Raw genomic sequence first — 20,665 nt, forward strand, 5'->3', positions numbered from 1 at the left:
GGTCAGACCCCTCCGACCGACCCGGGGACGCCGTCCCCGAGGAACGCGGCGAGGTCGGCGGCCTCGGTCCCGATCTCGCCGCGCTCGGCCGGGGTGAGCTGCCGCAGCGGCTGCACGGTCACCGCGACCCCACCGCCGTCGCGGTCGCGGCCCGTCCAGGTGGCGGCCACGGAGCCGTCGACCAGCACCAGCCGGGCACCGGTGACGCTGAGCCCCCGGTGCCCGTCGTCGACGATCCGCGACCGGTCGTCGTAGCCGAGGACGGCGTTGTCGAAGGCGGGGAGGAAGCGCACCGGCGCGGGCTCGTCGCGGTCGGGGAGCGGGGCGTCGGGGACGTCGAGCAGCTCGCGACCGCGCTCGTCGCGGAAGGACCGCAGCTGCGGCCGCAGCCGGGCGACCACCGCGGGCAGGCCGCTGAGACCGCACCAGGCGCGCAGATCGGCGCTCGCGGCGGGCCCGTACGCGCGCAGGTAGCGCAGCACCAGGTCGTCGAGGACCTCCTCGTGCGGCCCGTCGGCGAGGTCGCGGCCCAGCCAGGCGCGCACCGTGGTGTTGCGGGCCGGCGCTTGCTGCCGCCACAACCCGCGCGGCGTCGTCTGCACCAGCGGCAGGAGGCTGGACAGGGCGTCGCCGAGGTCGCGGGCGGCGGCCTCCGGCCAGCGGTCGCCGAGCGTTCGCCCGACGTCGGGCAGCGTCCGCGGCTCCGCGGCGAACAGCGGCTCGGCCGCGGCGGCGAGCTCGGCGAGGTCCACCCCGGGCAGCCGCCGCCCGAGCGTTCCGGTGGCGCGGGCGACCAGCATCGCCTGGTGCACCGGCCGCAGCCGCAGGCAGTCCTCGGCGGTGACCAGGTGCATCGTCCGGCGCATGAGCTGCGTGCGGACGACGCGGCGGGACTCCAGCAGGCCGTCGAGCTCGCCGGGGCGGAACGCGGCCAGCCGTGACCACAGCCCGACGTGCGGCTCCTGGGGCTCCTGCGCCTGCAGTCCGGCCAGGTACCCGACCGCGGCGAGGGGGTCGCGCGGGTCGCGCCGCAGCAGCAGCTGCCGGGCGAGCGTGGCGCGGTCGAGCGCGCCGGTCCAGGACGACGGCTCCGGCACCCCTGCCCACGGACGCTTGTGTACCGCAGGGGGACGACAGCGTCCGCTCCGACCACGTCACCTGTGCCGTACCGTCCGGCGCCGCAGGAAGAGTGACCTGGATCACACCAGTCGGTGTCGGTCCGGTCGGACACCACGGAGGTCCTCATGCGCACGTCCATCCGTTGTGCCGCCGTCACCGCCGGCGTGTTCGTCGCCGTCGGTCTCGCCGGCCCCGCCGCGGCCGCGCCGAGGCCCGGCGTCTGCTCACCAGCATTCGACGACGTCACCGTCGGAGAGCTCGCCGAGGTCCTCCAGGACGCGGACCCCGACCTGACGGAGGACGAGGCGGCGGCGAACGCGTCAGGCGCCTTCGCCGCGTTCAACAAGAACGGCGATGCCTACCTCTGCTACCGGGACATCGGCAAGGAGTTCTACGTCAACGTCATCGACAACGCGGTGCAGCGGCGCTGAGCCGCCGCGGGCTCAGGCCGCCAGCGGGTGGTGGTGGCAGCGGCCGCCGCTGGTGGCCCGGGCGCCGCAGGGCGTTCCGGCCTTCGTCACGCCGCCGTTGTCGCCGCAGCGGGCCGGCTTGGCGGCGGGCTGCTCGACCGTCTCGGCAGCCAGTGCCGGGCGCGGGAAGGCGAGGACGACGGCGTCGTGCTCGACGGCCGTCGGGACCTGCTGGGGAGCGGTCTCGACGGCGGCAGCGGGGACCGCACGGCCGGCGCGGCGGTGCAGCGCGGACGCGGCGGTCAGGCCGGCGGTGAAGGCGGCGAGGGCAGTGACGACGTGGCTGGCGCGCATGCCCGACTCATCGGCGGACTTGAAACGTCGTCGAACACCCAAGCAACAGCCTTCCCACCCGTCACTCGCGTAAAGGTTGTGTGGCTCGGAGAGTTGGAACATCGAAGGCGACGCTTGCCCCGGAGGTCCGGGCGATGACCGCATCGGACCGATTGCCAGAGGGCGAGACTCGCTACCGCCGAGTGTGGTCCCTATCGCTCGTACCCGGTCCCCAGTCCTACAGTCCTGGCTGTGACCTCTGGCGCACCAACTCCGAAGAAGCTAGCCAACGTCAAGGACGACATTCGCAGTCTCGTCAGCCAGGACACCCTAGCTGCCGAGGTCTCTATCGCCCTTGACGGCCTATTCGAGATTACAAGCTACCGCCGCTTCAAGGCGTACAACGGCAGCTATGTGGGAATGTACGCTAAGCCGACGAAGACAATTCGAGGTTCGCTCGTCGTCGAGCGCGAGGTTTTTGTGCTTATCGCTAATTACTCCGCGTTGCACGCGCGCACTATCACTGTCTGCCAGGATGCTATCCATGCCGAACAGCCCCGCCTTCAACCTGCCTTAACTATCATCGTTCATGCAGATCCGGAAGGGGATGCAAACCTTCGATCGTGGGGCAGGGAAGCGGGCCTGACGGTCTTGCCGATCTACCGGCCGGGAGCTGGCGCGATGCCGCCAGCGGCGGTTGTCCGTCAACGCCTTGCCCGTGAGCTTTTCGCTACGGACAGCTTTCAAGTGACGGGGCCAGTAAGTGATGACTCGGACTTCTTTGGTCGTCGGGAACAAGCTAACGAGCTATTAAGACAGTTGCAGGCCGGTAGGATTGCGGCTCTTTTGGCCTGCGCAAGGTCGGCAAGACCTCGATGCTTAATAGGGTGATCGACCTTGCCAGTGTCGCTGGGGCGCCAAAGGTGGCCATGATTGACTGCTCTTTGCGAGGCTTTAATGAGATGAACGCATCCACCGCACTGAAGGCGGTTGCCAGGCTGGCGCGCCTGGCGAGTCAACAAGGGTATGCGCACATCAGTCAGACGCTAGGTCGCAGCGACAACGATATTATGACCACGTTTGATGCGTTGTGGAGTTCGCCAACTGCAAAGGCGCCTCTCCTCATCGTCTTCGATGAAGTGGATTACATAACGCCCGACTCTCCCATCAGTACGCACTGGCGGGAGGAATTCAATGAGTTCTGGAGGGAGTTTCGCGCCCTAGTCCAGGAGTCCAAGCGCCACGACCTAACGCTGAGCGTGCTCGTAAGTGGGGTAAGTAGCCAAAGTTTCAGAATCGCGGAGATCGACGGTGTGGAGAACTCGGTGTTGCACTTTGTGCCCGAGGACTACCTAAGTCCCTTCGCCGAGCAGGCGGCGGACGCAATGATCAACGCTCTAGGCAAGCGTTGCGGCCTCGCCTTTACCCGAGACGCCCGAGAAGCGCTGGCTCAGGCGTCGGCGTATCTGCCGTATTGGATCCGTATGGCGGGATCATACGTGCATCGTCACATCGAGGTTGAGGGCAGGCCGGCCGAAGTCGATGCACGGCTTGTGTCGCAACTTTGCAACGAATTCGCCGAGACCGAAGGTGCAGAGATCAGTCGCGTAGCGCTTCAGAACCTCAAACGGGTCGATCAACCCATGTTCGATCTACTACTGCGTGTCGCCGGCGGCGAGCTCGTGAATGCGCGCCAGGCCCGGCCGCTGGTCAACTACGGCTTGGTCCGGCAGCGGGCGGGAAACATCTTGGTGGACAGCGTGATGGTCCGGCGGGGTCTCGAACTGCTGCAAAGTCAAGCGGAGCATCCGGGCGTAGACGAGGCTGGAGAGGTCACCGCGAGCCGTCGAACGCTCGAATTGGACGAAAGTGAATGGGCGGAGGAGCTCGCGTCGATAAGTCGGCGACGTAATATCCTCGAGCGTAAGGCCAGGGAGTTTGTCCGCCTTGTCTTGAAGATGTCCCTACCGACTGGTCGGGACTGGGTGACTGCAGTTACCTCCGCCTTGGTCGAGCGGCGGCGAGAGGAGTGCGCCGGACTTGCCCCTGATGCTCTCATGTCGAAGCTGTACTGGCTTGAACTGAGTGCGATCATCGGTCGGGAATGGCTGCATTTCGAGCGCTTCTTTCAAGACAAAAAGCGGCTTCTAGGAGCGTTTTCTCTGCTCAATGAGCGGCCAGATGCTCATGCGAAGGACATTGATCTCGCGGATGTTGCGTTGCAGCGTAGAGAGTTGACTTGGCTCGAGGAGCGGATTGCTCAATAGGCCTTGGATCGACGCGGCTCTTCCGTTGCCCCCGCCGGTCCCTCAGCCTACCCAGCGTCGGCGCCGCCCCTCCTCGCCAGCTGGGCGGACGGGGCCGCGCCGATCTGCCGTGCACGGAGCCTGTCGTGGTCAACAGGACAGCGGTCAGCATTTGTTGCTGAGGCTTTAACCTCAGGACGCCACCGGGTGCATAACGGTTCAGGAGAGGAGCACCGACTGGCGACGAGCACCAGCGTTGAGAGGTTCCTACGGTCGATGTCCGCGCTCAGGACGACAGGTGCGCCTGCTTCGGCGCCAGCCCGCGGTCAGCCTCGGCGGCCACGGACTGCCGCGACGCCCCCGACGCGGCCACCACGACCGCGCCGACCAGCCCCTCCACCAGCGGCGCCGCCGACAGCGTCACCCGCGACCGGACGTCGTCGTCGAGGAACTCCAGGGCCGTCTCGGCGGACAGCACCGCGCTACCGAGGTCCATGAGCACCACGACGCCCTCGCCGGAGTCGGCCTGCCCGATCGCGTCGGCCACCGCGGCGGCGTCGGTGCCCAGCCCGCCGTCCTCGGTGCCCGCGGCGACGGCGACGGCGAGCTCCCGGCCGGGCAGCATCTGCCGGGCCAGCTCCACCGCGGCGTCGGCCAGCGCGCGGCTGTGCGAGACGACGACGATGCCGACGGTCACGACCGCCCCATTGTGGCCGCGGCCGCCTCGACCAGCATCGTCACCGACGTCGCGCCCGGGTCCATGTGCCCGGCGCTGCGCTCGCCGAGGTAGCTGGCCCGGCCCTTGCGGGCGACCAGCGGCACGGTCGCGTCGCGGCCCTGCGCCGCAGCCTCCGCAGCCGCGGCCAGCGCGTCGGCCAGCGGCTTCCCGGCACCCACGCCGGCGTCGAGGGCGTCGCAGGCCGGGCCGAGCGCGTCGACCATCGTCTTGTCGCCGGCCTCGGCCTTGCCGCGCGCGAGCACGCCCTCGAGCCCGGCCCGCAGCGCCCGGGCCACCGCGGCGTCGTCGAGGTCGCCGTCCCCCGCGGCGCCGGCCATCCGCAGGAAGAGGGTGCCGTAGAGCGGGCCGCTGGCGCCGCCGACCTTGCTCACCAGGGTGGCGCCGGTCTTCTTCAGCAACCCCGCGGCGTCGGTGGGCGGCGCGTCGTCCAGCACGGCGACGACGGCGGCCATCCCGCGGTCCATGTTCGAGCCGTGGTCGGCGTCGCCGATGGCGGCGTCGAGCGCGGTGAGCTCGTCGCGGCGCTCGTGCACCACCTCGGCGAACCGGCGCAGCCAGGCGGTCAGGTCGTCCACACCGACCGCCACGCTCACGCCCCCCACCGCAGGCCGGGGGTGACGACGGGCGCGTCCCACAGCCGCAGCAGCTCGTCGTCGGCCTGCAGGAGGGTGACCGAGCAGCCGGCCATCTCCAGGCTGGTCATGTACGGCCCGACGAGGGACCGGGCGATGCCGATGCCCGACCGCTCCAGGATCGCCGCCACCTCGGCGTGGACGACGTAGAGCTCGATCAGCGGGGTGCCGCCCATGCCGTTGACGAAGCAGATGACGCCGTCGGTGAAGTCGCGGTCGGAGAGGATCGGCTCGAGCAGCATCTCGGCCACCTCGCGGGCCGGTGCCACCTTCACCCGCCGCCGGCCCGGCTCGCCGTGGATGCCGATGCCGATCTCCATCTCGTCGTCGGCGAGCTCGAAGGTCGGCGTCCCGGCGGCGGGCACCGTGCACGAGGTGAGCGCCATGCCCATGCTGCGGCCGGCGTCGTCGACCCGCTTGGCCAGGTCGGCGACCTCGGCGAGCGGGCGGCCCTCCTCGGCGGCCGCGCCGACGATCTTCTCCAGCAGCACCGTGGTGCCTACGCCGCGGCGGCCGGCGGTGTAGAGGCTGTCGGTGACCGCGACGTCGTCGTCGACGACCACGGTGGCCACCTCGGTGCCGCTCTCGGCGGCGACCAGCTCGGCGGCCATCTCGAAGTTCATGACGTCGCCGGTGTAGTTCTTGACGATGTGCAGAACGCCGGCGCCGCCGTCGACGCCCGCGGTCGCCGCCTGCATCTGGTCGGGCACCGGGGAGGTGAACACCTCGCCGGCGCAGGCGGCGTCGAGCATGCCGCGGCCGACGAAGCCGCCGTGCATGGGCTCGTGCCCCGAGCCGCCGCCGGAGACGATGCCGACCTTGCCGCGGACAGGCGCGTCGCCGCGGAACACCACCCGGTTCTCGTGGTCGACCCGGAGCTCCGGATGCGCCAGGGCCATCCCGCGCAGGGCGTCGGAGACGACGTCGGCGGGGTCGTTGATGAGCTTCTTCATCGTGTGCACCTGACCTCGGGGGACGAGCGGGACCGTCCCGGAGGCTAGGGCCGTGTGATCGGCAGCACAACGAGGAGGTCGGTCGCGGAGTCCTCGCTGCTCCGCGTGCACGACGGGCGCCGGGAAAGCCCCGGGGAAGGCGCGGGCCGCACCGGACGCCGCGTCGCCGAACCCGGCTCCGAGGTCTTGGGCGAGACCGCTGACGTTCCGGCCGAAGGCCTTGCAGCCGCCGGGTCCCGGTGCGCGTCGGCGTCGTGGTCGGGCGGCCGAGCGGGGCGGGACCGACGGTCACCGGCCGGGCACGCAGGGCGTGCCCGGCCGGCTCCCGTCGGACGCCTGCGGTCAGCCCTTGCCGGTGAGGCGCGTGGCGGCCTGCTGGATCTGCCCGTAGTCGCCGTAGCGGGCGCCGACGACGTAGCCGGCGCCCGCGCCGAGACCGAGCGAGGTGAGCCGGGCGGCCCGCTTGCCGGTCTTCTTGATCCGGTGACCGGCCTCGGCGACCTCCTCGGGCACCGACTCGATGGCGCCGCCGACCTTCATCGCCGCGCGCAGGCCGGTCGAGCCGAGCTCGGCGCCCGCCTCGGCCACCCGGGACAGCGCGGCGGCGGCCAGCTCGCTGCCGACGTCGACGACCTGCCGGGTGAGGTCGGCACCGACGTTGGCGCCGGTCTGCAGCGCGTGCCCGGTGCTCGCGAGGAGCGGCCCGGCCGCGGAGGCACCCGAGCGGGTGGCCTCGCCGAGCCGGTGGGCCACGTCGGCCACCGCGGGACCAGCTGCCGACGCGCCGCTGAGCGCCGCCTCGCGGACCGACTGCGCGGTCTTCGACACCGCCGGTGCGGCTGCCGAGGCGCTGGTGAGGGCCGCCTCGCGCACCGATTGCGCGGCGTTGGCCACCACCGGGGCGGCCGCGGCCACCAGGTGCTCCACCCGCGCGCGCCCGGTCGTCGGGACGGCCTGCGCCTGCCGGGCGGCGCGGCGTCCGGTGAGGCGCGCGACGCGGGACGCCTTCACGGCCTTGGCGCGTCCCGTGCGTCGTGCCGCGCGGGTCGCCTTCGTGGCCTTGCGTCCCGTGCGGCGTGCCCCGCGGGACACCCGCACCTTCGGCTGTTGCCGCCGGCGCAGCACGGAGAAGACCACGCCACCCAGCGCCAGCACCGCGGCCACCGCACCGGCGATCCCGGCGGTCGGCCGCCCGCTGCCGGTCTGCTCGGCGCGGCCGAAGTCGCGGTCACCGGGCTGCGCCACCGGCGGCGGGGGCGGGAGCTCCTCGACCTCCTCGGTGACCGGCGCGGGCGTGGCGACCGGCGGGGGCGCGGACACGCCGCCGGGCGTGGCCACGGTCGTCGTCGCGGGCACCTCGGCGTCGGGCGCCGGCAGCAGGCTGTCGGAGGCCTCGGTGGAGGTCTCGATGCCGTAGTGCCGGTAGAGCGCCGCCTCCTGGTCGGTGGTCAGCTCGCGGCTCTCGCCGTAGCGCGGGGCGCCGTCGACCAGGCCGCGGTCGACGACCACCTGCACCCGGTCGCCCGCCTCGGTGGCGTCGAACAGCGGGACCACCACGGTCGTGCCGGCCATGTCGGCGTAGAGCCACTCAGGCGCGCCGGTGTCCTCGTCCGCGAGCAGGTGCGTGATCGTGCCGATGTCCGCACCGTGCCGGTCGACCACCGTCTTGCCCACCCAGTCCCGCACCGAGTCCCGATCGGGCAGTGCCATGGTCGTCTCCCCACACCTCCGGGGCCGGACCCGGTTGGCCCGGCCGCTGCCGTCTCCGCGCCCCTACCCAGGGCGTCCCCGGCGAACCCGAGGAAATCCCAGGTCGAGGACGAGCGTGTGCGCTGACGCCGCTTGCGGGCGGCCGGGACGCGGCGTCAGCGCACACCCTCGGCTGCGGCTGCGGCTGCGGCTGCGGCTGCGGCTGCGGTGCTCGGGGCCGGGACGCCGGCGCCGTGGCGGGCGAGGAAGTCGAGGGCCGTCGCGGCCACCTCCTCCCACCCCGCGTCGGCCCCGAGGGAGTGGCCGCGGTCGGGGAAGGTGACCAGCTCGGTGACGCCGGTGCCGTGCCGTCGCTGGATGCGGGCGGCGGCACGGACCGACGCGGCGGGCACGGTCCGGTCGCGGCCGGCGGCCACGAGCAGCACCGGCCCCCGCTCCCGGCGGGTGGCGACGGCGGCCTCGCTGCGCGGCGTGACCGCGGCCAGCCCGGCCTGGAACAGCGGCCGGGCGGGGGAGGGGATGGCGTACGCGTCGTACAGCCGGTCGGACTCCTCGCGCGGGACGGCGCTGGCGAAGCCGCGGGCGAAGCTGTCCGGCGTGTGCGCCCACGTGCCGTTCCGCAGGCCGGGCCGGGACAGCACCGGCCAGGCCGTGCGCAGTTGCCCCGGCGGAGCACGAGGTTGCCGCGGAACTGCGCCGGTGACAGCGCCACACAGGCGCGGGTCAGGCCCATCCCGTGCAGCTGCTGCGCGACCAGCCCGCCGAAAGAGTGGCCGACGACGACCGGCGCCGCGGGCAGGCCGGCGATGACCTCCGCGTAGGAGTCCGTGACGTCGCGGATGCCGACCCCGGCGACTGCCTCCGGGTGCTCCCGGGCCTCGGCCACGGTGGGCGGCTCGCCGGGCCAGCCCGGTGCGACCGGCGCGTAGCCGCGGACGGCGAAGAGCTCGGTCCAGGGCCTCCAGCTCGAGGCGTGCAGCCACAGGCCGTGCACGAAGACGACGGGGACGGGGGCGGGGGTGGTCACGGCGGGCCTCCGGTCGGGGCGGCGCGGCTCCGGGGCGGGCCGCGGACGCCGGGAACGCTAGGGGCGCACACCGGTCCCGACCGTGCCCTGCGTGCCCGGCACCGGACCCTCGCTGCCGACCCCGCCGTCCCGTGTGCGGATCCGCCGACGCAGGGGTTCCCGGCGCGGGCCGTGGCCGCCAGGATCGCCCGGGGGATGCCGCCCTCCCCGCCAGGCACCGACGCCGGCCCACCCGACCTGGAGGCGCCGTGGTCACCGTCGTCGACACCGCCGCGCTGGACGCCGCCGACCGGCGACCCGGGCGGGTGGCCGACCTGCTCGAGGCGACGATGTCCTCGCGGATCCGCTTCCGGGACCCCACCGCCCCGGCGCGGGTGCGGCTGGACGGTTGGGACGTCGGCGGGATCTCGGTGATGCGGCTGGACCTCACCGGTGACGTCGCACTGCTGCGGACCGCCCGGCACGCCCGCGCGGACACCGAACCGGTCGTGTCCCTCACCGTGCAGGAGGTGGGCACCGCCCGGCAGGAGCAGTTCGACGCCCGGCGGCTCGTCACCGGTGGCCAACTGACCACCACCGACGTCTCGGCGCCCTACGAGTACCGGTGGTCCGGCCGCGGGGTGTGCGGGACGCTGCGCATCCCCGCCGCCCGCCTCGGCCTGCCGGCCGACACGGTGCGCCGCGCGGCGCCCGGACTGCACGCCAGCCCGCTGCACGACCTGGTCCGCGCGCACGTCGCCGCCCTGACCCGGGACGCCGAGCGGCTGGTGGGCGAACCACAGGCGCACGCGGTCGCTGCCGCCACCGTCGACCTGGCCCGGGCGCTGCTGGCCTCCGCCGTCGGCCCCGGGCGGACGGCCGTCGGCGTGCTCGGCGAGACGCTGCTGACGCGCGTGCGGGCCTACGTCGCCCAGCACCTGACCGAGCCGGACCTCGACGCGGAGCGGATCGCCCGGGCCCACGCGGTCTCGGTCCGCCAGCTGTACCGGCTGTTCGCCGCGGCCGGGGGCAGCCTCGAGCAGGAGGTCATCACCCGGCGGCTGGCGGGGGCCCGCGCCGAGCTCGCGCGGGACGGCGGCCGGCCGGTCGCCGCGGTGGCGCGGCACTGGGGCTTCCCCGACGCCTCCTACTTCGCCCGCCGGTTCCGGGCCGAGTACGGGACCAGCCCGACCGGGTGGCGGGAGCAGGTCCGCTCCGCGGCCGGCGCCGAGCGTGTGCGCTGACGTCGCACCCGGGCTCCGGCAACGCGGCGTCAGCGCACACGCTCAGGCCGCGCGGCGCCCCGTGACGACGGCGCTCACCAGCAGCAACTTCACCAGCCAGTCGCCGGCGTGGATCGCCGCCTGCTGCCACGGGACCTTCTCGTGCACCACGGACCCGGTCAGGAGCACGGCGGGGAAGGCCGCCCAGAGCCCGGCGCCGAGCGCCAGCGCCCCGCGCGGACCCCGGGCCGGGAGCCGGTCGGCGAGGACGGACACCGCGGTGGCGACCACGCCGCTGCGCACCAGTTCCACCGGGGCGACCACGGCCGGCGACGGGGACGGCCCGGCGTAGGCGTCGTCGAGACGGGCCAGCCGGCTCCCGAACGCCGCGTACCAGGCCGAGCTGGCCGTGAACGCCGCGCCGGCCGCGGCAGCCACCCGCGGCGGGGACACGGCACTCACGACGGCGTCCCGGCGCCAGACCGCTCCAGCAGGTGCACCTCGACCTCGTCGCCGGCCAGCTCGCCGATGGAGCGGCGGATCCCCGCGGCCACCGGCAGCTTGTGCCTGCCGTCGCCCAGCGCCATGAAGGAGCTGCGGAACGGCTCGCCGTCGATGGTGCCGGCCACCTTCACCAGCCCGCGGGTGCCGAACACGCGCACGGAGTCCGGCCACACCACGTACGTCCAGCCGCCGGGTGCCGGGCTCTTCTCCAGGGTCGCCCTGAACCGCTCGTCCACTTCTGCCTCCTCGGGTCGCCGTCGAGAGGTGGACCCGCAGCGACGACGGAACTCGTCGATCCCGGGGATCGTCCAGCCGCTGCGACTGGGACTGCAGGCACGCGTGCGACGGGAGCGACCGCTCTGTCGGGTGTCGGGGCGATGAGGGCGGCGAGACGGCTTCGGCTCATTACCGTCCCGCTGTCCGAAGACCCACAGGGGGACTGAGCCATGACCCAGATCGCACACCAGGCCGTCGAGACCCAGCAGTCGCCCGCCGGCGAGGCGCCGCAGGCAGTCACGAAGCAGAGGCAGCGGCTTTCCCTCGGGCCTGTCATCGGCGGTGTCGTCGCAGCCGTCGTCATCTCCGGTGCGGTCGGCTTCACGGTCGGCCGCGTCACCGCGTCCACTCCTGAGGCGGAACAGGCCGTCGCCCGAGCGCCCAGCGCGCCTTCGGCCGCCAGCGAGTCCCGACTGGAGGCCGTTTACGACGATTGCCAGATCCAGGACACCGGCGACTCCGTCTCGCTCAGCGACGGCGGCGCGACGATCGTGATCGACACCCGTAGCGAGTACGGCAGCACTGCCGGCCTCATCTGCGTCATGCGAGAGCTGCAGACCCCTCAGTCCATCAAGGCCCAGGTCGAGCGGACGACCGCGATGATGGGCGTGCAGGACGCCGAGCAGGACGGGCTGGACTACAGCTGGAGCTACCACCCGGACAACGGCATGAACATGGTCATCACCGAGACCGACTGACTGCCGCTGATCCAGCGTGTGCGCCGACGCCGCATTCGGGCCTCCGGAACGCGGCGCCGGCGCACACGGTCAGCCGGTCCGGGTGGTCAGCAGCGAGACCTCGGCGACGTTCGTGGTGGGTGGCAGCGTCAGGGTGAACAGCACCGTCCGCGCGACGTCCTCCGGGGTCAGCGCGTCCCCGCCGTCGGCCGCGGCCCGCGGGGAGACCCAGCCGACGGCGACGTGCCGCACCCGCACCAGCGTGCCGCCCAGCTCCAGCCGCAGCGTGCGGGCGAGCTGCGCGGCACCGGCCGCCGTGGCGGCGTGCACCGCGAACGCCGGCACCAGTTCCGAGGCCGCCGCCGACCCGACCAGCACGAGGTCAGCCGCGGAGTCGTTGGCCGCCGCGGTCAGCAGGTCGTCGAGGAACGCCCGCGCCGCCAGCACCGCGTCCCCGGCGCCCTGCTCGATGATCTCCGCCCACCGCTCCGCCGGCGACAGCCCGAACGGCCCGCCGCCGACGCCGCCGAGCACGGCCACGACCAGGTCGACGCTGCCCAACCGCTCGCGGACGCCGTCGGGGGCCCCGACCAGCTCCCGCGCCGAGCCGACCTGCTCGACCACCGCCCCGGCCGCGGTCAGCTCGGCCACCACCGCGTCGGCGAGCAGCGGCAGTCCGATCACCACGCCCCGCCGCCCCTCCACCGGCTGCATCCCGTCCGGCCGCATCCCGTCCGGTCCGGTCACGCCACCGGCTCCCGGTCGACCGGCTCGCGGACGACCGGCCCACGCACCGGCAGCACGTCCTCGGCCGGTGCGTCGGCCGGGACCGCGGCGCGGACCGCGGGCCTCGTCCTCGACCGTCCGGCCGTCTGCTCCAGCGCCGTGCGCATCGCGCCCGCGTCGAGCGGCCCGTCGTAGAGCTGGCCGTTGACGAAGAAGCGCGGCGGCTCGTCGAGGGCCATCGCACGGGCGTCGTCGTCGTCCTCCCGGACGCGCCCGGCGTGCGCGCCGGAGGCCACCGCGTCGTCGACCCGGGCGAGGTTCAGCCCGGCGTCGACGGCGCAGCGCCGGATCGCCCGGTCGTCGAGCCGGCCGGCGCGGGCGGCCAGCGCGTCGTGCATCGGCCAGAACCGCGCCTGCGCGTGCGCGGCCTCGGCCGCCTCGGCGGCGCGCGCCGACGTCGGGTCGTCGGTGAGCAGGTGGCGGAAGACGAAGACCAGGTCGTCGCCGAGGACCTGCCGCAGCTCGTCGACCACCTCGGCGGTGCGCCCGGCGCTGGTGAAGACGAACGAGGCGTAGACGACCAGCTCCATCGGCGCGCCCACCCGGCCGCGCACGTGGTCGCGGTCGGCGCGCACCGGCCGGGACAGCCGCTGCAGGCCGGGCAGCCGCGACCGGTCGACCGCCCGGACGACGGCGACCGCGGCCAGCGCCAGCAGCGCGGCGAGCACCGAGGCGGCGAGCACGCCGATGCGCGCCTCGGCGGCCAGGAGGGGGTCGTCGAGGGCGAGGTCGATGATGAACAGCGAGATGGTGAACCCGATGCCGGTGAGCACACCGGCAGCGAGCACGTGCCGCGCGAACAGCCCCGACGGCAGCCGGCCGACGCCGAGGCGGACGGCGGCCATCGACGCGGTGGTCACGCCGACGACCTTGCCGACGACGAGCCCGGCGACGATCGCCCAGGTCAGCCCGGACGTCGCCGCCGCGGCCAGCGTCTCCCCGCTGAGCACGACGCCGGCGTTGGCCAGCGCGAACACCGGGACGACGGCCAGGTTGACCCACGGCCGGAACAGCCGCTGCCCGCGCTCGTTGACCGACACCGACCGGGTCAGGCTCAGCACCGCCCGGTGCGCCCCGCTCGACGTCGGCGTGCGCCCGTAGGCCCGGGCCGCGGCCTCGGCGGCGTCGACCTCGTCGGCGCTGGGCGGGTGGACCGGCAGCAGCAGGCCGACGGCGACGCCGGCCACCGTCGGGTGCACGCCGGAGGCCAGCACGCCCAGCCAGACGGGCAGCGCCAGCAGCAGGTAGGCCCAGCCGCGCCAGACCCGCATGCGGCGCAGCGCGAGGACGGCGACCAGCCCGACGACGGCGACCGCCAGCGGCAGCAGCGTCAGGTCGTCGGTGTAGGCGACGGCGATCACGGCCAGCGCGCCGACGTCGTCGACCACCGACAGCGCCAGCACGAACGCGCGCAGGTTCACCGGCACCGCCCGGCCCACCACCGCCAGCAGGCCCAGCACGAAGGCGGTGTCGGTGGAGATGACCACGCCCCATGCCGCCCGCGCCTCGCCCGGCTGGTCGCTGAGCCCGGTCACCGCGAGGAACACCAGCGCGGGCACGACCAGCCCGGCCAGCGCGGCCACCACCGGGATGCGGATGCGCCGGGTGTCGCGGAACTCGCCGAGCACCAGGTCCCGCTTGACCTCCAGGCTGATCAGGCAGAAGAACACCGCCATCAGCGCGTCGTTGACCCAGTGCCGCAGGTCCATCTCGAGGACGGCGTCGCCCAGGCGGACGGCGAAGGGCGTGTGCCAGGTCGACTCGTAGGTCGAGCCCGGCACGTTGGCCCACACCAGCGCGACCAGCGTGGCGGCCAGCAGCACGCCGGCCGCGGCGGCGTCGGAGTCGGCCAGCCGGATCACGCGGCCCAGCGCCGAGGGCCGCGCCTCCTCGGCGCGCGGGGTGCCCCTCACCGGACCCCCGTCCCGCGCCGCGTGGGCAGGTGGGGGTCCTGGCGGGTCGGCAGCACGAGCAGCTCGGCGAGGTTGACCCCCGGCGGCAGGCCGGCGCCGAACAGCACGGTCCGCGCGACGTCGTCGGGGTCCATCGGGACGACGGCGTCGCGGTGCTCGGCCCAGCCGCGCGCGGTGCCGTCGTGGCTGATCTCCGAGCCGAGGTCGGTGTCGGTGAGGCCGGGCGCTACGACGTGCACCCGCACGCCGCGGCGGCCGTACTCGGCGCGCAGTGCCCGGGCTAGCTGGGCGACGGCCGCCTCCACCGCCGAGTAGACGGCGTAGCCGGGGAAGCGCACCTGGCCGGCGAGCGCGCCGATGAGGAACAGGTCGGCGGCGCGGCCGGTCTCGGCGGTGGCCAGCAGGTCGCGGGCGAAGGTCTGCGCGGTGCGCAGGATGCCGCCGAGGTTGACGTCGATCATCTCGATCCACTCGGCGGGCACGCCGTCCTCGAACGGCGCGCCGGTGAGCACGCCCGCGCCGGCCACCACGAGGTCGGCGGGGCCGAACCGGTCGTGCAGGGCGTCGAGGGCGTCGGCGAGGTCGAGCCCGTCGGAGACGTCGGCGGCGACGACGAGCGTGCGGTCGGGGTCGGCGGTGCCGTCGGCGACGGCCTGCAGGCGGTCGCCGCGGCGGCCCAGCAGCGCGACGCAGCAGCCGGCGGCGACAAGCGACCGCGCCGTGGCGGCGCCGATGCCGCTGCTCGCGCCGGTGACGACGGCCACCCTGCCGTCGAGCGCGTTCCGGGCCGGCCAGGAGGGAGGTGGGGACACGGGTCACCTCTCGGAGGTCAGCAGGGGGACGCCCGCGATCATGCCGTCCCGGGGGCGTCCCAGTCGACGCGCGGCGAGGTCGCGCAGCCGGGCGCCGAGCACCGGGTCGACCGACCCGGCCCACGCCACCCGGCCGAGGACGTGCTCGCGGAACGTCGCGGGGTCGCGGTCGCGCACCTGGGAGCGCCAGCCGTGCACCGCGCAGTTGTGCGGCAGGGCGCGCAGCGCGTCGCGCTCCGGGCGGGGCAGCGCAGGCCGCGGCCGCCGCTGAAGGTCAGCGCCGGGGAGGTCGGCGCCCCGATCGGCAGGTGCGGCGCGGCGAGCCGGCGGCCCAGCCGGGCGTGCCGGTCACGGTCGGCGGGGACCGGCACGCGGCGCCACACGGCGGCGGGGACCACCGTCGTCGCCAGGCCGGTGACCGCCGTGCGCGACCGGTTCGGTCAGCCCGGCGACGCCCTGCAGCACGCCCGAGACCCGGCTCGCCGGCACGCTCGCGAAGAAGGACTCGAGGTCCATCGACAGGACGGCCACGAGGCGGACGCCGTCGGGGCGCTCGAGGACTCGCCAGCGGTAGTGCCGCAGCGCCTCGTCCGGCGCGGTGCGCTCCAGGCCGCGGACGTCGGCGAACCAGGCCAGCTCGCCCTGGTCGACGTCGAGCAGCCAGGCCAGCGCAGCCAGGTCGGGCACCTCGGGAACGCCGGCGCTCCGGCGGACCACGCGGGTGGGCACCGGGGCGCGCCGCACGACCCGGGGCGGGACCTCGGCGGCCTGGCCGCGCTCCCAGCCGACCGTGGTCGTGAGGAAGGCGGCGAGCTCGCGCGGCCGGTCGGCCGGGGCCTCGCGGTAGGGGAGCAGCACCTCCCCGACCAGGGCGCCCACCCAACGCGGCGCGCGGCGAGCCCGAGCGACCCGGCGACCCGGCGCACCGCCTCGCGCCGTCGCCACGGCCCGGCGAGCAGGGCGGTGGCGATGCCCGAGGCGGTCGCGGCGGTCTGCCGCGGCGCCGTCACCGGGGTGTGCGGCGGAGCGGGCAGCCGCTCCCTGTGGGAGTCGCCGTGAGGTGCGCGGAACGCGCCGTCCGGCGGGTGGTGCCGATGGTGGCGATGACCTGCTGCCCCGGGGTTCCCCCAGGAGACCGGTCGCTGCCGGTCGTCCTGCCCGCCCCGCCGCGCACGGGCGCACCGTAGCGGCACCGATGAGTCCGGGGCACCGGCGCGGTCTGCACTGCGACGGGGCACGAGAGACGAGGGGACGGCGTGACGACCGACGAGGAGATCCGCGCGGCGACGGCGGCCGAGCGGCGCGAGCAGGTGGCGCTCTACGGGTCGCTGACCGACGAGCAGTGGAACGCCACGAGCCTGTGCTCCGGCTGGCGGGCGAAGGAGGTGCTCGCCCACACCACGATGCCCTTCCGCTACTCCACCGGGGCGGTGCTGCGCGGGATGCTGCGGGCGCGGGGCAGCTTCGACCGCTTCGCCGACCGGGCCGCCCGCCGCGACGCTGCCGAGCTGTCCGCGGACGAGCTGCTGACGTCCCTGCGGGACAACATCGACTACGAGTGGTCCCCGCCCGGCGGCGGCCCGCTCGGGGCGCTGTCGCACGACGTCATCCACGGCCTCGACGTGTCGGCCGCCCTCGGCCTCGACGAGCGGCACGCGTCGCCGGAACGGTGCGCCCTCGTCCTCTCCGGGCTGCGGCCTAAACAGCTGCGCCTCTTCGGGGTCGACCTCACCGGCGTGCGGCTGCGGGCCACCGACGCCGAGTGGTCCTACGGCGAGGGTGAGGTGGTCGAGGGCCGCGCGCAGGACCTGCTGCTCGCCGTCTGCGGCCGCCGTCAGCCCGCAGGGCGGCTGACCGGCCGCGCGGCCGAGCGGCTCGCCGCCGGCTCGCCGGGCTGACCGCTCACCCGCCGAGGTCGGGCGGGGCGAACTGGCTGACGGTGAACTCCGCGCCCTGCGGGTCGCGCAGCAGGGCGGTGCGGGTCCAGGTGTCCTCCGTCGACCGCAGCACGGTGGCGCCGAGCTGCTCGGCGGTGGCCGCGCTGTCGTCCCGGTCGGTGACGGTGAAGACGACGTGCCAGTGCGCCGGCTCGCCGGCGGTGACCAGCAGCCCGCCGATGACGTCGGCGAACCCGGGCGGCGCGAACGCCTGCCGCTCGTGGATGCCCGGGTCGACGGTGGCGGCCAGGTGGTCGCCGTAGCCGGGCACCTGGAGCATCACGCCGGCGTCCTGGGCCATGTCGGCGTCGCGCCAGCCGAACAGCGGGCCGTAGAACGCCATGGCGGCCGCCCGGTCGGGGGTGTGCAGGTCGGAGAAGTTCCAGGTGCCGGGCGTGTTGGTGAGCTGCGCGCCGGGACGGCGACGCGCCTGCCAGAGCCGGAACGGCGCACCCTGCGGGTCGGTGCACGCCGCCGTCCGGCCGCCGGGACCGGCGTCCTCGGGTCCGGAGACCACCGTGCCGCCCAGCCCGGGCACCCGCGCGGCGGCCGCGTCGGCGTCGTCGACGGCGACGTAGGTGTGCCACGCCGGAGGGCCGGCTCCCGGGTCCCCGCCCGGGCCGATCGCGGCGACGTCCTGCCCGTCCAGCGTGGCGATCAGGTACGAGCCCGGGACGCCGGGCGGCACGGCGTCGGAGAGCGTCCAGCCGAACAGCCCGGCGTAGAAGGCGGCCGCCGCGGCCGGGTCGGGCTGCTCGGTGTCGATCCAGCAGGTCACGCCGTGCGGGTACGTCCGGATCACGACCGCTCCTCCCACCGGGGTCCAGGTGGTGAGGCAGCGTAGGGGCGCCCGGGGACGGTTCCCGGCGTCAGCGGGCGGCCATCGCCTCGCGGACCTCGCGCAGGCTCGGGTTGGTCAGGTACCCCCCGCCCACGACGACGGTGGGGGAGACCTCGAAGCCCTCCGGGTGGTGCGCCCGGACCGCGGCGGCGCCCTCGGGGTCGTCGGCGAAGCGCACCGCCCGGTGGGGGACGCGGGCGAGCACCATCTTCGTGCGGAGCTTCGCGGCGAAGGGACAGCCGGGCTCCACGTAGACGGTGACGGCCTCGTCGGTCATGGACGGCTCCGATCTCGCGGCGTCGGTGGCCCCGTGTCGGTCACGGTCCCAGGAGGGCGGCGAGGGGGCAACGCGGTCCCGGCGCTTCCGGGTGCGACGCCCGGGACACCCCGATGAGTCCTGCGGGTGCGTGCGGTCTGCCCACCGTGACCCCTCAGGACATCGACGCCTCGTTCACCGCACCCATCGAGAAGGACGGCGCCTTCGCCACCTTCGTGACCGTCCCCGGCTCCGCGGAGCTGTTCGGCACCCGCCGGGCCGTGAAGGTCACCGGCACCGTCGACGGCCACGACTTCGCCGCCACCTGCATGCCGTCGGGAGAGGGGCCGCACTGGCTCCCCCTGCGGAAGGCCGTCTGCTCGGCGATCGGCAAGGACCGGGCCGGGCAGGAGGTCACGGTCCACCTGCGCCGGCGCCTGTCCTGACGCGCGGTCCGGCGGTGCACACGGCAGGCTGGGCGGGTGAGCTGGCTGGTCACCGGGGGCGCCGGGTACGTCGGGGCGCACGTCGTCCACGCGATGGTGGCGGCGGGGGAGGACGTCGTCGTCCTCGACGACCTGTCCACCGGCGACGCCGGACGGCTGGCCGGGCTGCCCCAGGTGCCGGTGGAGGTCGGCTCGGTGCGCGACCGCGGCATGGTCAGGCGGGTGCTCCGGGAGAACGGCGTCACCGGCGTCGTGCACCTGGCGGGGAGGAAGCAGGTGGCCGAGTCGGTGGCCGACCCGCTGCTCTACTGGGCGGAGAACGTCGAGGGCCTGGTCGCGCTGCTCGAGGGCTGCCGCGCCAAGGGCGTCACCCGGTTCGTGTTCTCCTCGAGCGCCTCGGTGTACGGCATGCCCGACGTCGACCGGGTGGACGAGGACACGCCCCGCGCGCCGCTGTCGCCCTACGGCCGGACCAAGCTCGCCGGTGAGGACCTGCTGCGCGACTGCGCCGCCTGGGGACTGGCCGCCACGAGCCTGCGCTACTTCAACGTGGCCGGTGCCGCGGCGCCCGAGCTCGGCGACCGGGGTGCGGCCAACCTCGTGCCGCTGGTCTTCGAGGCCCTCGACGCCGGACGGCCGCCGGTGCTGTTCGGCGACGACCACCCGACCGCCGACGGCAGCCCGGTGCGGGACTTCGTGCACGTCTCCGACGTCGCGGCCGCCCACGTCGCCGCCGTCCGCGCGCTGGCCGCCGGCCGGCCCGGGGGCACGTACAACCTCGGCCGCGGCGAGGGCAGCAGCGTGCGGGAGGTGCTGCGCGTCGTCGCCGAGGTCACCGGCGGGGACACCACGCCGGAGGTGGCCGGCCGCCGTCCCGGGGACCCGGCGCGCGTGGTCGCCGCCGTCGACCGGATCGCCCGGGACCTCGGCTTCCGTGCCACCCGCGACCTGCGGGAGATGATCGCCAGCGCGTGGACCGCCTGGCGGGCCCTGCAGCCGCTCTGACCCCTTCCGAGCGCGGTCGAGCTCTGCCCACGACCGTGGGCAGAGCTCGAGAGCGGGAGCCGGGACCACGTCCTGCCGCTCGCTCGTGCTCTGACCACGACTGTGGGCAGAGCACTACCGAGCCGGGGACACCACCGAGCCGGCGAGCTCCCTCGCCCGGGTGTCGGCGAGCAGCACCTCGGGCAGTCCGGCCAGCGCCGCGCGCATCTGCTCCGGCCCGCCGAACTGGAAGCCGAGCTGGGTGGCGTAGCAGGCGCAGGCGTCGGCCCGCCGGTCCAGGTCCTGCGGCAGCTCGAGTGGCGTCAGCCCGGCGGGCAGGTCCGGTCCCGGCGCGGCGTGCGGCTCGCGCAGCACGTACGGCGAGTCCCGCCACCACAGCACCGGCCGGTCGAGCGCGGCCACCGCGCGCAGCACCTGCAGGTGGTCCACGTGCCCGCCCAGTGCCTGCGGTGCCAGCCACAGGTCGCCCGGGACGTCGGCGAGGGCTCCGCACACCGACCGCCACACGCCGTCGCCGTCGTGCACCCCGGCGAACAGGTCCGGCGCGCTGGTGTACCCGCGGTGCGGCGCCTCGGGCAGGTCCAGGTGCAGCGAGTCGGCGCCGAGCACGGCCATCGCCGCGGCGTCCTCGTCGCGGCGCAGCGCCATGTAGTCGACGTCGGCCGGCAGCCCCTTGTCCAGCTGGCAGGCCAGCGCGAAGCCGGCCGGGTCGGGCACGCTGCGGGTGAAGCAGGTGGCCACGGTGACCTCGTGCCCGGCGTCGGCGAGCGCGGCCAGCGTGCCGCCCACGGAGAACGCGGCGTCGTCGAGGTGCGGGCTGACCGCCACGACCCTCACGGGC

The 20,665-nt window shown here is 74.7% G+C and carries 25 protein-coding genes; 8 read left to right on the plus strand and 17 right to left on the minus strand.

From position 1 onward, the window contains the following. Positions 1-2: 2 nt before the first annotated feature. Positions 3-1,097 (minus strand): winged helix DNA-binding domain-containing protein, encoded by a 1,095-nt coding sequence (locus tag BM414_RS22475; protein WP_093583169.1) that lies wholly within the window; start codon positions 1,095-1,097, stop codon positions 3-5. Positions 1,098-1,244: 147 nt separating this feature from the next. On the opposite strand from BM414_RS22475, the gene BM414_RS22480 reads away from it, so the two are divergent. Then, positions 1,245-1,550, plus strand: coding sequence for a hypothetical protein (locus BM414_RS22480; protein ID WP_139245986.1), 306 nt, complete (start codon positions 1,245-1,247; stop codon positions 1,548-1,550). 12 nt (positions 1,551-1,562) lie between these two features. Here BM414_RS22480 and BM414_RS22485 read toward each other — a convergent pair whose 3' ends face one another. Further along, positions 1,563-1,883: a hypothetical protein gene (locus BM414_RS22485; RefSeq protein WP_093583172.1), complete on the minus strand. Its 321-nt coding sequence runs from the start codon at positions 1,881-1,883 to the stop codon at positions 1,563-1,565. A gap of 231 nt (positions 1,884-2,114) precedes the next feature. Here BM414_RS22485 and BM414_RS28650 point away from each other — a divergent pair, with 231 nt between their 5' ends. After that, complete coding sequence (locus tag BM414_RS28650; RefSeq protein WP_139245987.1) at positions 2,115-2,753, plus strand: hypothetical protein; 639 nt, start codon at positions 2,115-2,117, stop codon at positions 2,751-2,753. Continuing rightward, entirely contained in the window at positions 2,750-4,129 is a 1,380-nt protein-coding gene (locus BM414_RS22490) for a hypothetical protein (protein WP_093583174.1), read from the plus strand. The genes BM414_RS28650 and BM414_RS22490 overlap by 4 nt, the downstream gene beginning before the upstream one ends. A gap of 265 nt (positions 4,130-4,394) precedes the next feature. On the opposite strand, the gene dhaM is transcribed toward BM414_RS22490, so the two are convergent. The 5 genes from dhaM to BM414_RS31890 all read right to left on the minus strand — a co-directional run bounded on the left by dhaM (position 4,395) and on the right by BM414_RS31890 (position 9,169). Next, entirely contained in the window at positions 4,395-4,805 is a 411-nt protein-coding gene (gene dhaM / locus BM414_RS22495) for a dihydroxyacetone kinase phosphoryl donor subunit DhaM (protein ID WP_093583176.1), read from the minus strand. Next, positions 4,802-5,440, minus strand: a complete 639-nt coding sequence (gene dhaL, locus BM414_RS22500) for a dihydroxyacetone kinase subunit DhaL (RefSeq protein ID WP_245784913.1) — start codon at positions 5,438-5,440, stop codon at positions 4,802-4,804. The genes dhaM and dhaL overlap by 4 nt, the downstream gene beginning before the upstream one ends. After that, a complete protein-coding gene (gene dhaK, locus BM414_RS22505) occupies positions 5,437-6,432 on the minus strand; it encodes a dihydroxyacetone kinase subunit DhaK (RefSeq protein ID WP_093583178.1) in 996 nt (331 codons plus the stop codon). The genes dhaL and dhaK overlap by 4 nt, the downstream gene beginning before the upstream one ends. A gap of 342 nt (positions 6,433-6,774) precedes the next feature. Continuing rightward, on the minus strand, positions 6,775-8,136 hold the full coding sequence (locus tag BM414_RS22510) for a PRC-barrel domain-containing protein (protein WP_425432368.1): 1,362 nt from the start codon (positions 8,134-8,136) through the stop codon (positions 6,775-6,777). Continuing rightward, positions 8,021-9,169 carry an esterase/lipase family protein gene (locus BM414_RS31890; protein ID WP_425432369.1) on the minus strand — a complete coding sequence of 383 codons (1,149 nt, stop codon included), beginning with the start codon at positions 9,167-9,169 and terminating at the stop codon, positions 8,021-8,023. The genes BM414_RS22510 and BM414_RS31890 overlap by 116 nt, the downstream gene beginning before the upstream one ends. A gap of 248 nt (positions 9,170-9,417) precedes the next feature. Here BM414_RS31890 and BM414_RS22520 point away from each other — a divergent pair, with 248 nt between their 5' ends. Beyond that, positions 9,418-10,392 (plus strand): helix-turn-helix domain-containing protein, encoded by a 975-nt coding sequence (locus tag BM414_RS22520; RefSeq protein WP_093583182.1) that lies wholly within the window; start codon positions 9,418-9,420, stop codon positions 10,390-10,392. Between the two features lie 42 nt (positions 10,393-10,434). Here BM414_RS22520 and BM414_RS22525 read toward each other — a convergent pair whose 3' ends face one another. Next, the gene (locus tag BM414_RS22525) at positions 10,435-10,833 is read right to left on the minus strand and encodes a DUF1761 domain-containing protein (protein ID WP_093583184.1); all 399 of its coding nucleotides are present in this window, start codon (positions 10,831-10,833) and stop codon (positions 10,435-10,437) included. Next, entirely contained in the window at positions 10,830-11,111 is a 282-nt protein-coding gene (locus tag BM414_RS22530; RefSeq protein ID WP_093583186.1) for a DUF1905 domain-containing protein, read from the minus strand. The genes BM414_RS22525 and BM414_RS22530 overlap by 4 nt, the downstream gene beginning before the upstream one ends. 210 nt (positions 11,112-11,321) lie before the next feature. Here BM414_RS22530 and BM414_RS22535 point away from each other — a divergent pair, with 210 nt between their 5' ends. Beyond that, positions 11,322-11,849: a hypothetical protein gene (locus tag BM414_RS22535; protein ID WP_093583187.1), complete on the plus strand. Its 528-nt coding sequence runs from the start codon at positions 11,322-11,324 to the stop codon at positions 11,847-11,849. 69 nt (positions 11,850-11,918) lie between these two features. Here BM414_RS22535 and BM414_RS22540 read toward each other — a convergent pair whose 3' ends face one another. The 5 genes from BM414_RS22540 to BM414_RS22560 form a co-directional block, all read right to left on the minus strand. After that, positions 11,919-12,575 carry an SDR family NAD(P)-dependent oxidoreductase gene (locus BM414_RS22540; protein ID WP_093583189.1) on the minus strand — a complete coding sequence of 219 codons (657 nt, stop codon included), beginning with the start codon at positions 12,573-12,575 and terminating at the stop codon, positions 11,919-11,921. Further along, the gene (nhaA, locus tag BM414_RS22545) at positions 12,572-14,527 is read right to left on the minus strand and encodes a Na+/H+ antiporter NhaA (RefSeq protein ID WP_093583191.1); all 1,956 of its coding nucleotides are present in this window, start codon (positions 14,525-14,527) and stop codon (positions 12,572-12,574) included. The genes BM414_RS22540 and nhaA overlap by 4 nt, the downstream gene beginning before the upstream one ends. After that, complete coding sequence (locus BM414_RS22550) at positions 14,524-15,339, minus strand: SDR family oxidoreductase (protein ID WP_093583193.1); 816 nt, start codon at positions 15,337-15,339, stop codon at positions 14,524-14,526. The genes nhaA and BM414_RS22550 overlap by 4 nt, the downstream gene beginning before the upstream one ends. Before the next feature lie 3 nt (positions 15,340-15,342). After that, on the minus strand, positions 15,343-15,537 hold the full coding sequence (locus BM414_RS22555; RefSeq protein ID WP_093583195.1) for a hypothetical protein: 195 nt from the start codon (positions 15,535-15,537) through the stop codon (positions 15,343-15,345). A gap of 150 nt (positions 15,538-15,687) precedes the next feature. Further along, positions 15,688-16,218, minus strand: a complete 531-nt coding sequence (locus BM414_RS22560; RefSeq protein ID WP_093583196.1) for a hypothetical protein — start codon at positions 16,216-16,218, stop codon at positions 15,688-15,690. Between the two features lie 377 nt (positions 16,219-16,595). Here BM414_RS22560 and BM414_RS22565 point away from each other — a divergent pair, with 377 nt between their 5' ends. Beyond that, complete coding sequence (locus BM414_RS22565; RefSeq protein ID WP_217644884.1) at positions 16,596-17,237, plus strand: maleylpyruvate isomerase family mycothiol-dependent enzyme; 642 nt, start codon at positions 16,596-16,598, stop codon at positions 17,235-17,237. Positions 17,238-17,241: 4 nt separating this feature from the next. On the opposite strand, the gene BM414_RS22570 is transcribed toward BM414_RS22565, so the two are convergent. Then, on the minus strand, positions 17,242-18,078 hold the full coding sequence (locus BM414_RS22570) for a VOC family protein (protein ID WP_093583198.1): 837 nt from the start codon (positions 18,076-18,078) through the stop codon (positions 17,242-17,244). 67 nt (positions 18,079-18,145) lie between these two features. Further along, the gene (locus tag BM414_RS22575) at positions 18,146-18,394 is read right to left on the minus strand and encodes a thioredoxin domain-containing protein (protein ID WP_093583200.1); all 249 of its coding nucleotides are present in this window, start codon (positions 18,392-18,394) and stop codon (positions 18,146-18,148) included. Between the two features lie 146 nt (positions 18,395-18,540). Here BM414_RS22575 and BM414_RS22580 point away from each other — a divergent pair, with 146 nt between their 5' ends. After that, the gene (locus BM414_RS22580; protein ID WP_245784914.1) at positions 18,541-18,819 is read left to right on the plus strand and encodes a DUF1905 domain-containing protein; all 279 of its coding nucleotides are present in this window, start codon (positions 18,541-18,543) and stop codon (positions 18,817-18,819) included. Positions 18,820-18,855: 36 nt separating this feature from the next. Further along, positions 18,856-19,824 (plus strand): UDP-glucose 4-epimerase GalE, encoded by a 969-nt coding sequence (galE, locus tag BM414_RS22585; protein WP_093583204.1) that lies wholly within the window; start codon positions 18,856-18,858, stop codon positions 19,822-19,824. Positions 19,825-19,938: 114 nt separating this feature from the next. On the opposite strand, the gene BM414_RS22590 is transcribed toward galE, so the two are convergent. Next, complete coding sequence (locus tag BM414_RS22590) at positions 19,939-20,661, minus strand: PIG-L deacetylase family protein (RefSeq protein WP_093583206.1); 723 nt, start codon at positions 20,659-20,661, stop codon at positions 19,939-19,941. Between the last annotated feature and the right edge of the window lie 4 nt (positions 20,662-20,665).

The sequence above is a fragment of the Geodermatophilus amargosae genome (assembly GCF_900116515.1).
GTDB lineage: Bacteria > Actinomycetota > Actinomycetes > Mycobacteriales > Geodermatophilaceae > Geodermatophilus > Geodermatophilus amargosae.

Coding starts and splice junctions, on each gene's coding strand:
- BM414_RS22480 (WP_139245986.1), top strand. CDS start 1,245: ATGCGCACGTCCATCCGTTGTGCCGCCGTCACCGCCGGCGTGTTCGTC.
- BM414_RS22485 (WP_093583172.1), bottom strand. CDS start 1,883: ATGCGCGCCAGCCACGTCGTCACTGCCCTCGCCGCCTTCACCGCCGGC.
- dhaK (WP_093583178.1), bottom strand. CDS start 6,432: ATGAAGAAGCTCATCAACGACCCCGCCGACGTCGTCTCCGACGCCCTG.
- BM414_RS22535 (WP_093583187.1), top strand. CDS start 11,322: ATGACCCAGATCGCACACCAGGCCGTCGAGACCCAGCAGTCGCCCGCC.
- BM414_RS22575 (WP_093583200.1), bottom strand. CDS start 18,394: ATGACCGACGAGGCCGTCACCGTCTACGTGGAGCCCGGCTGTCCCTTC.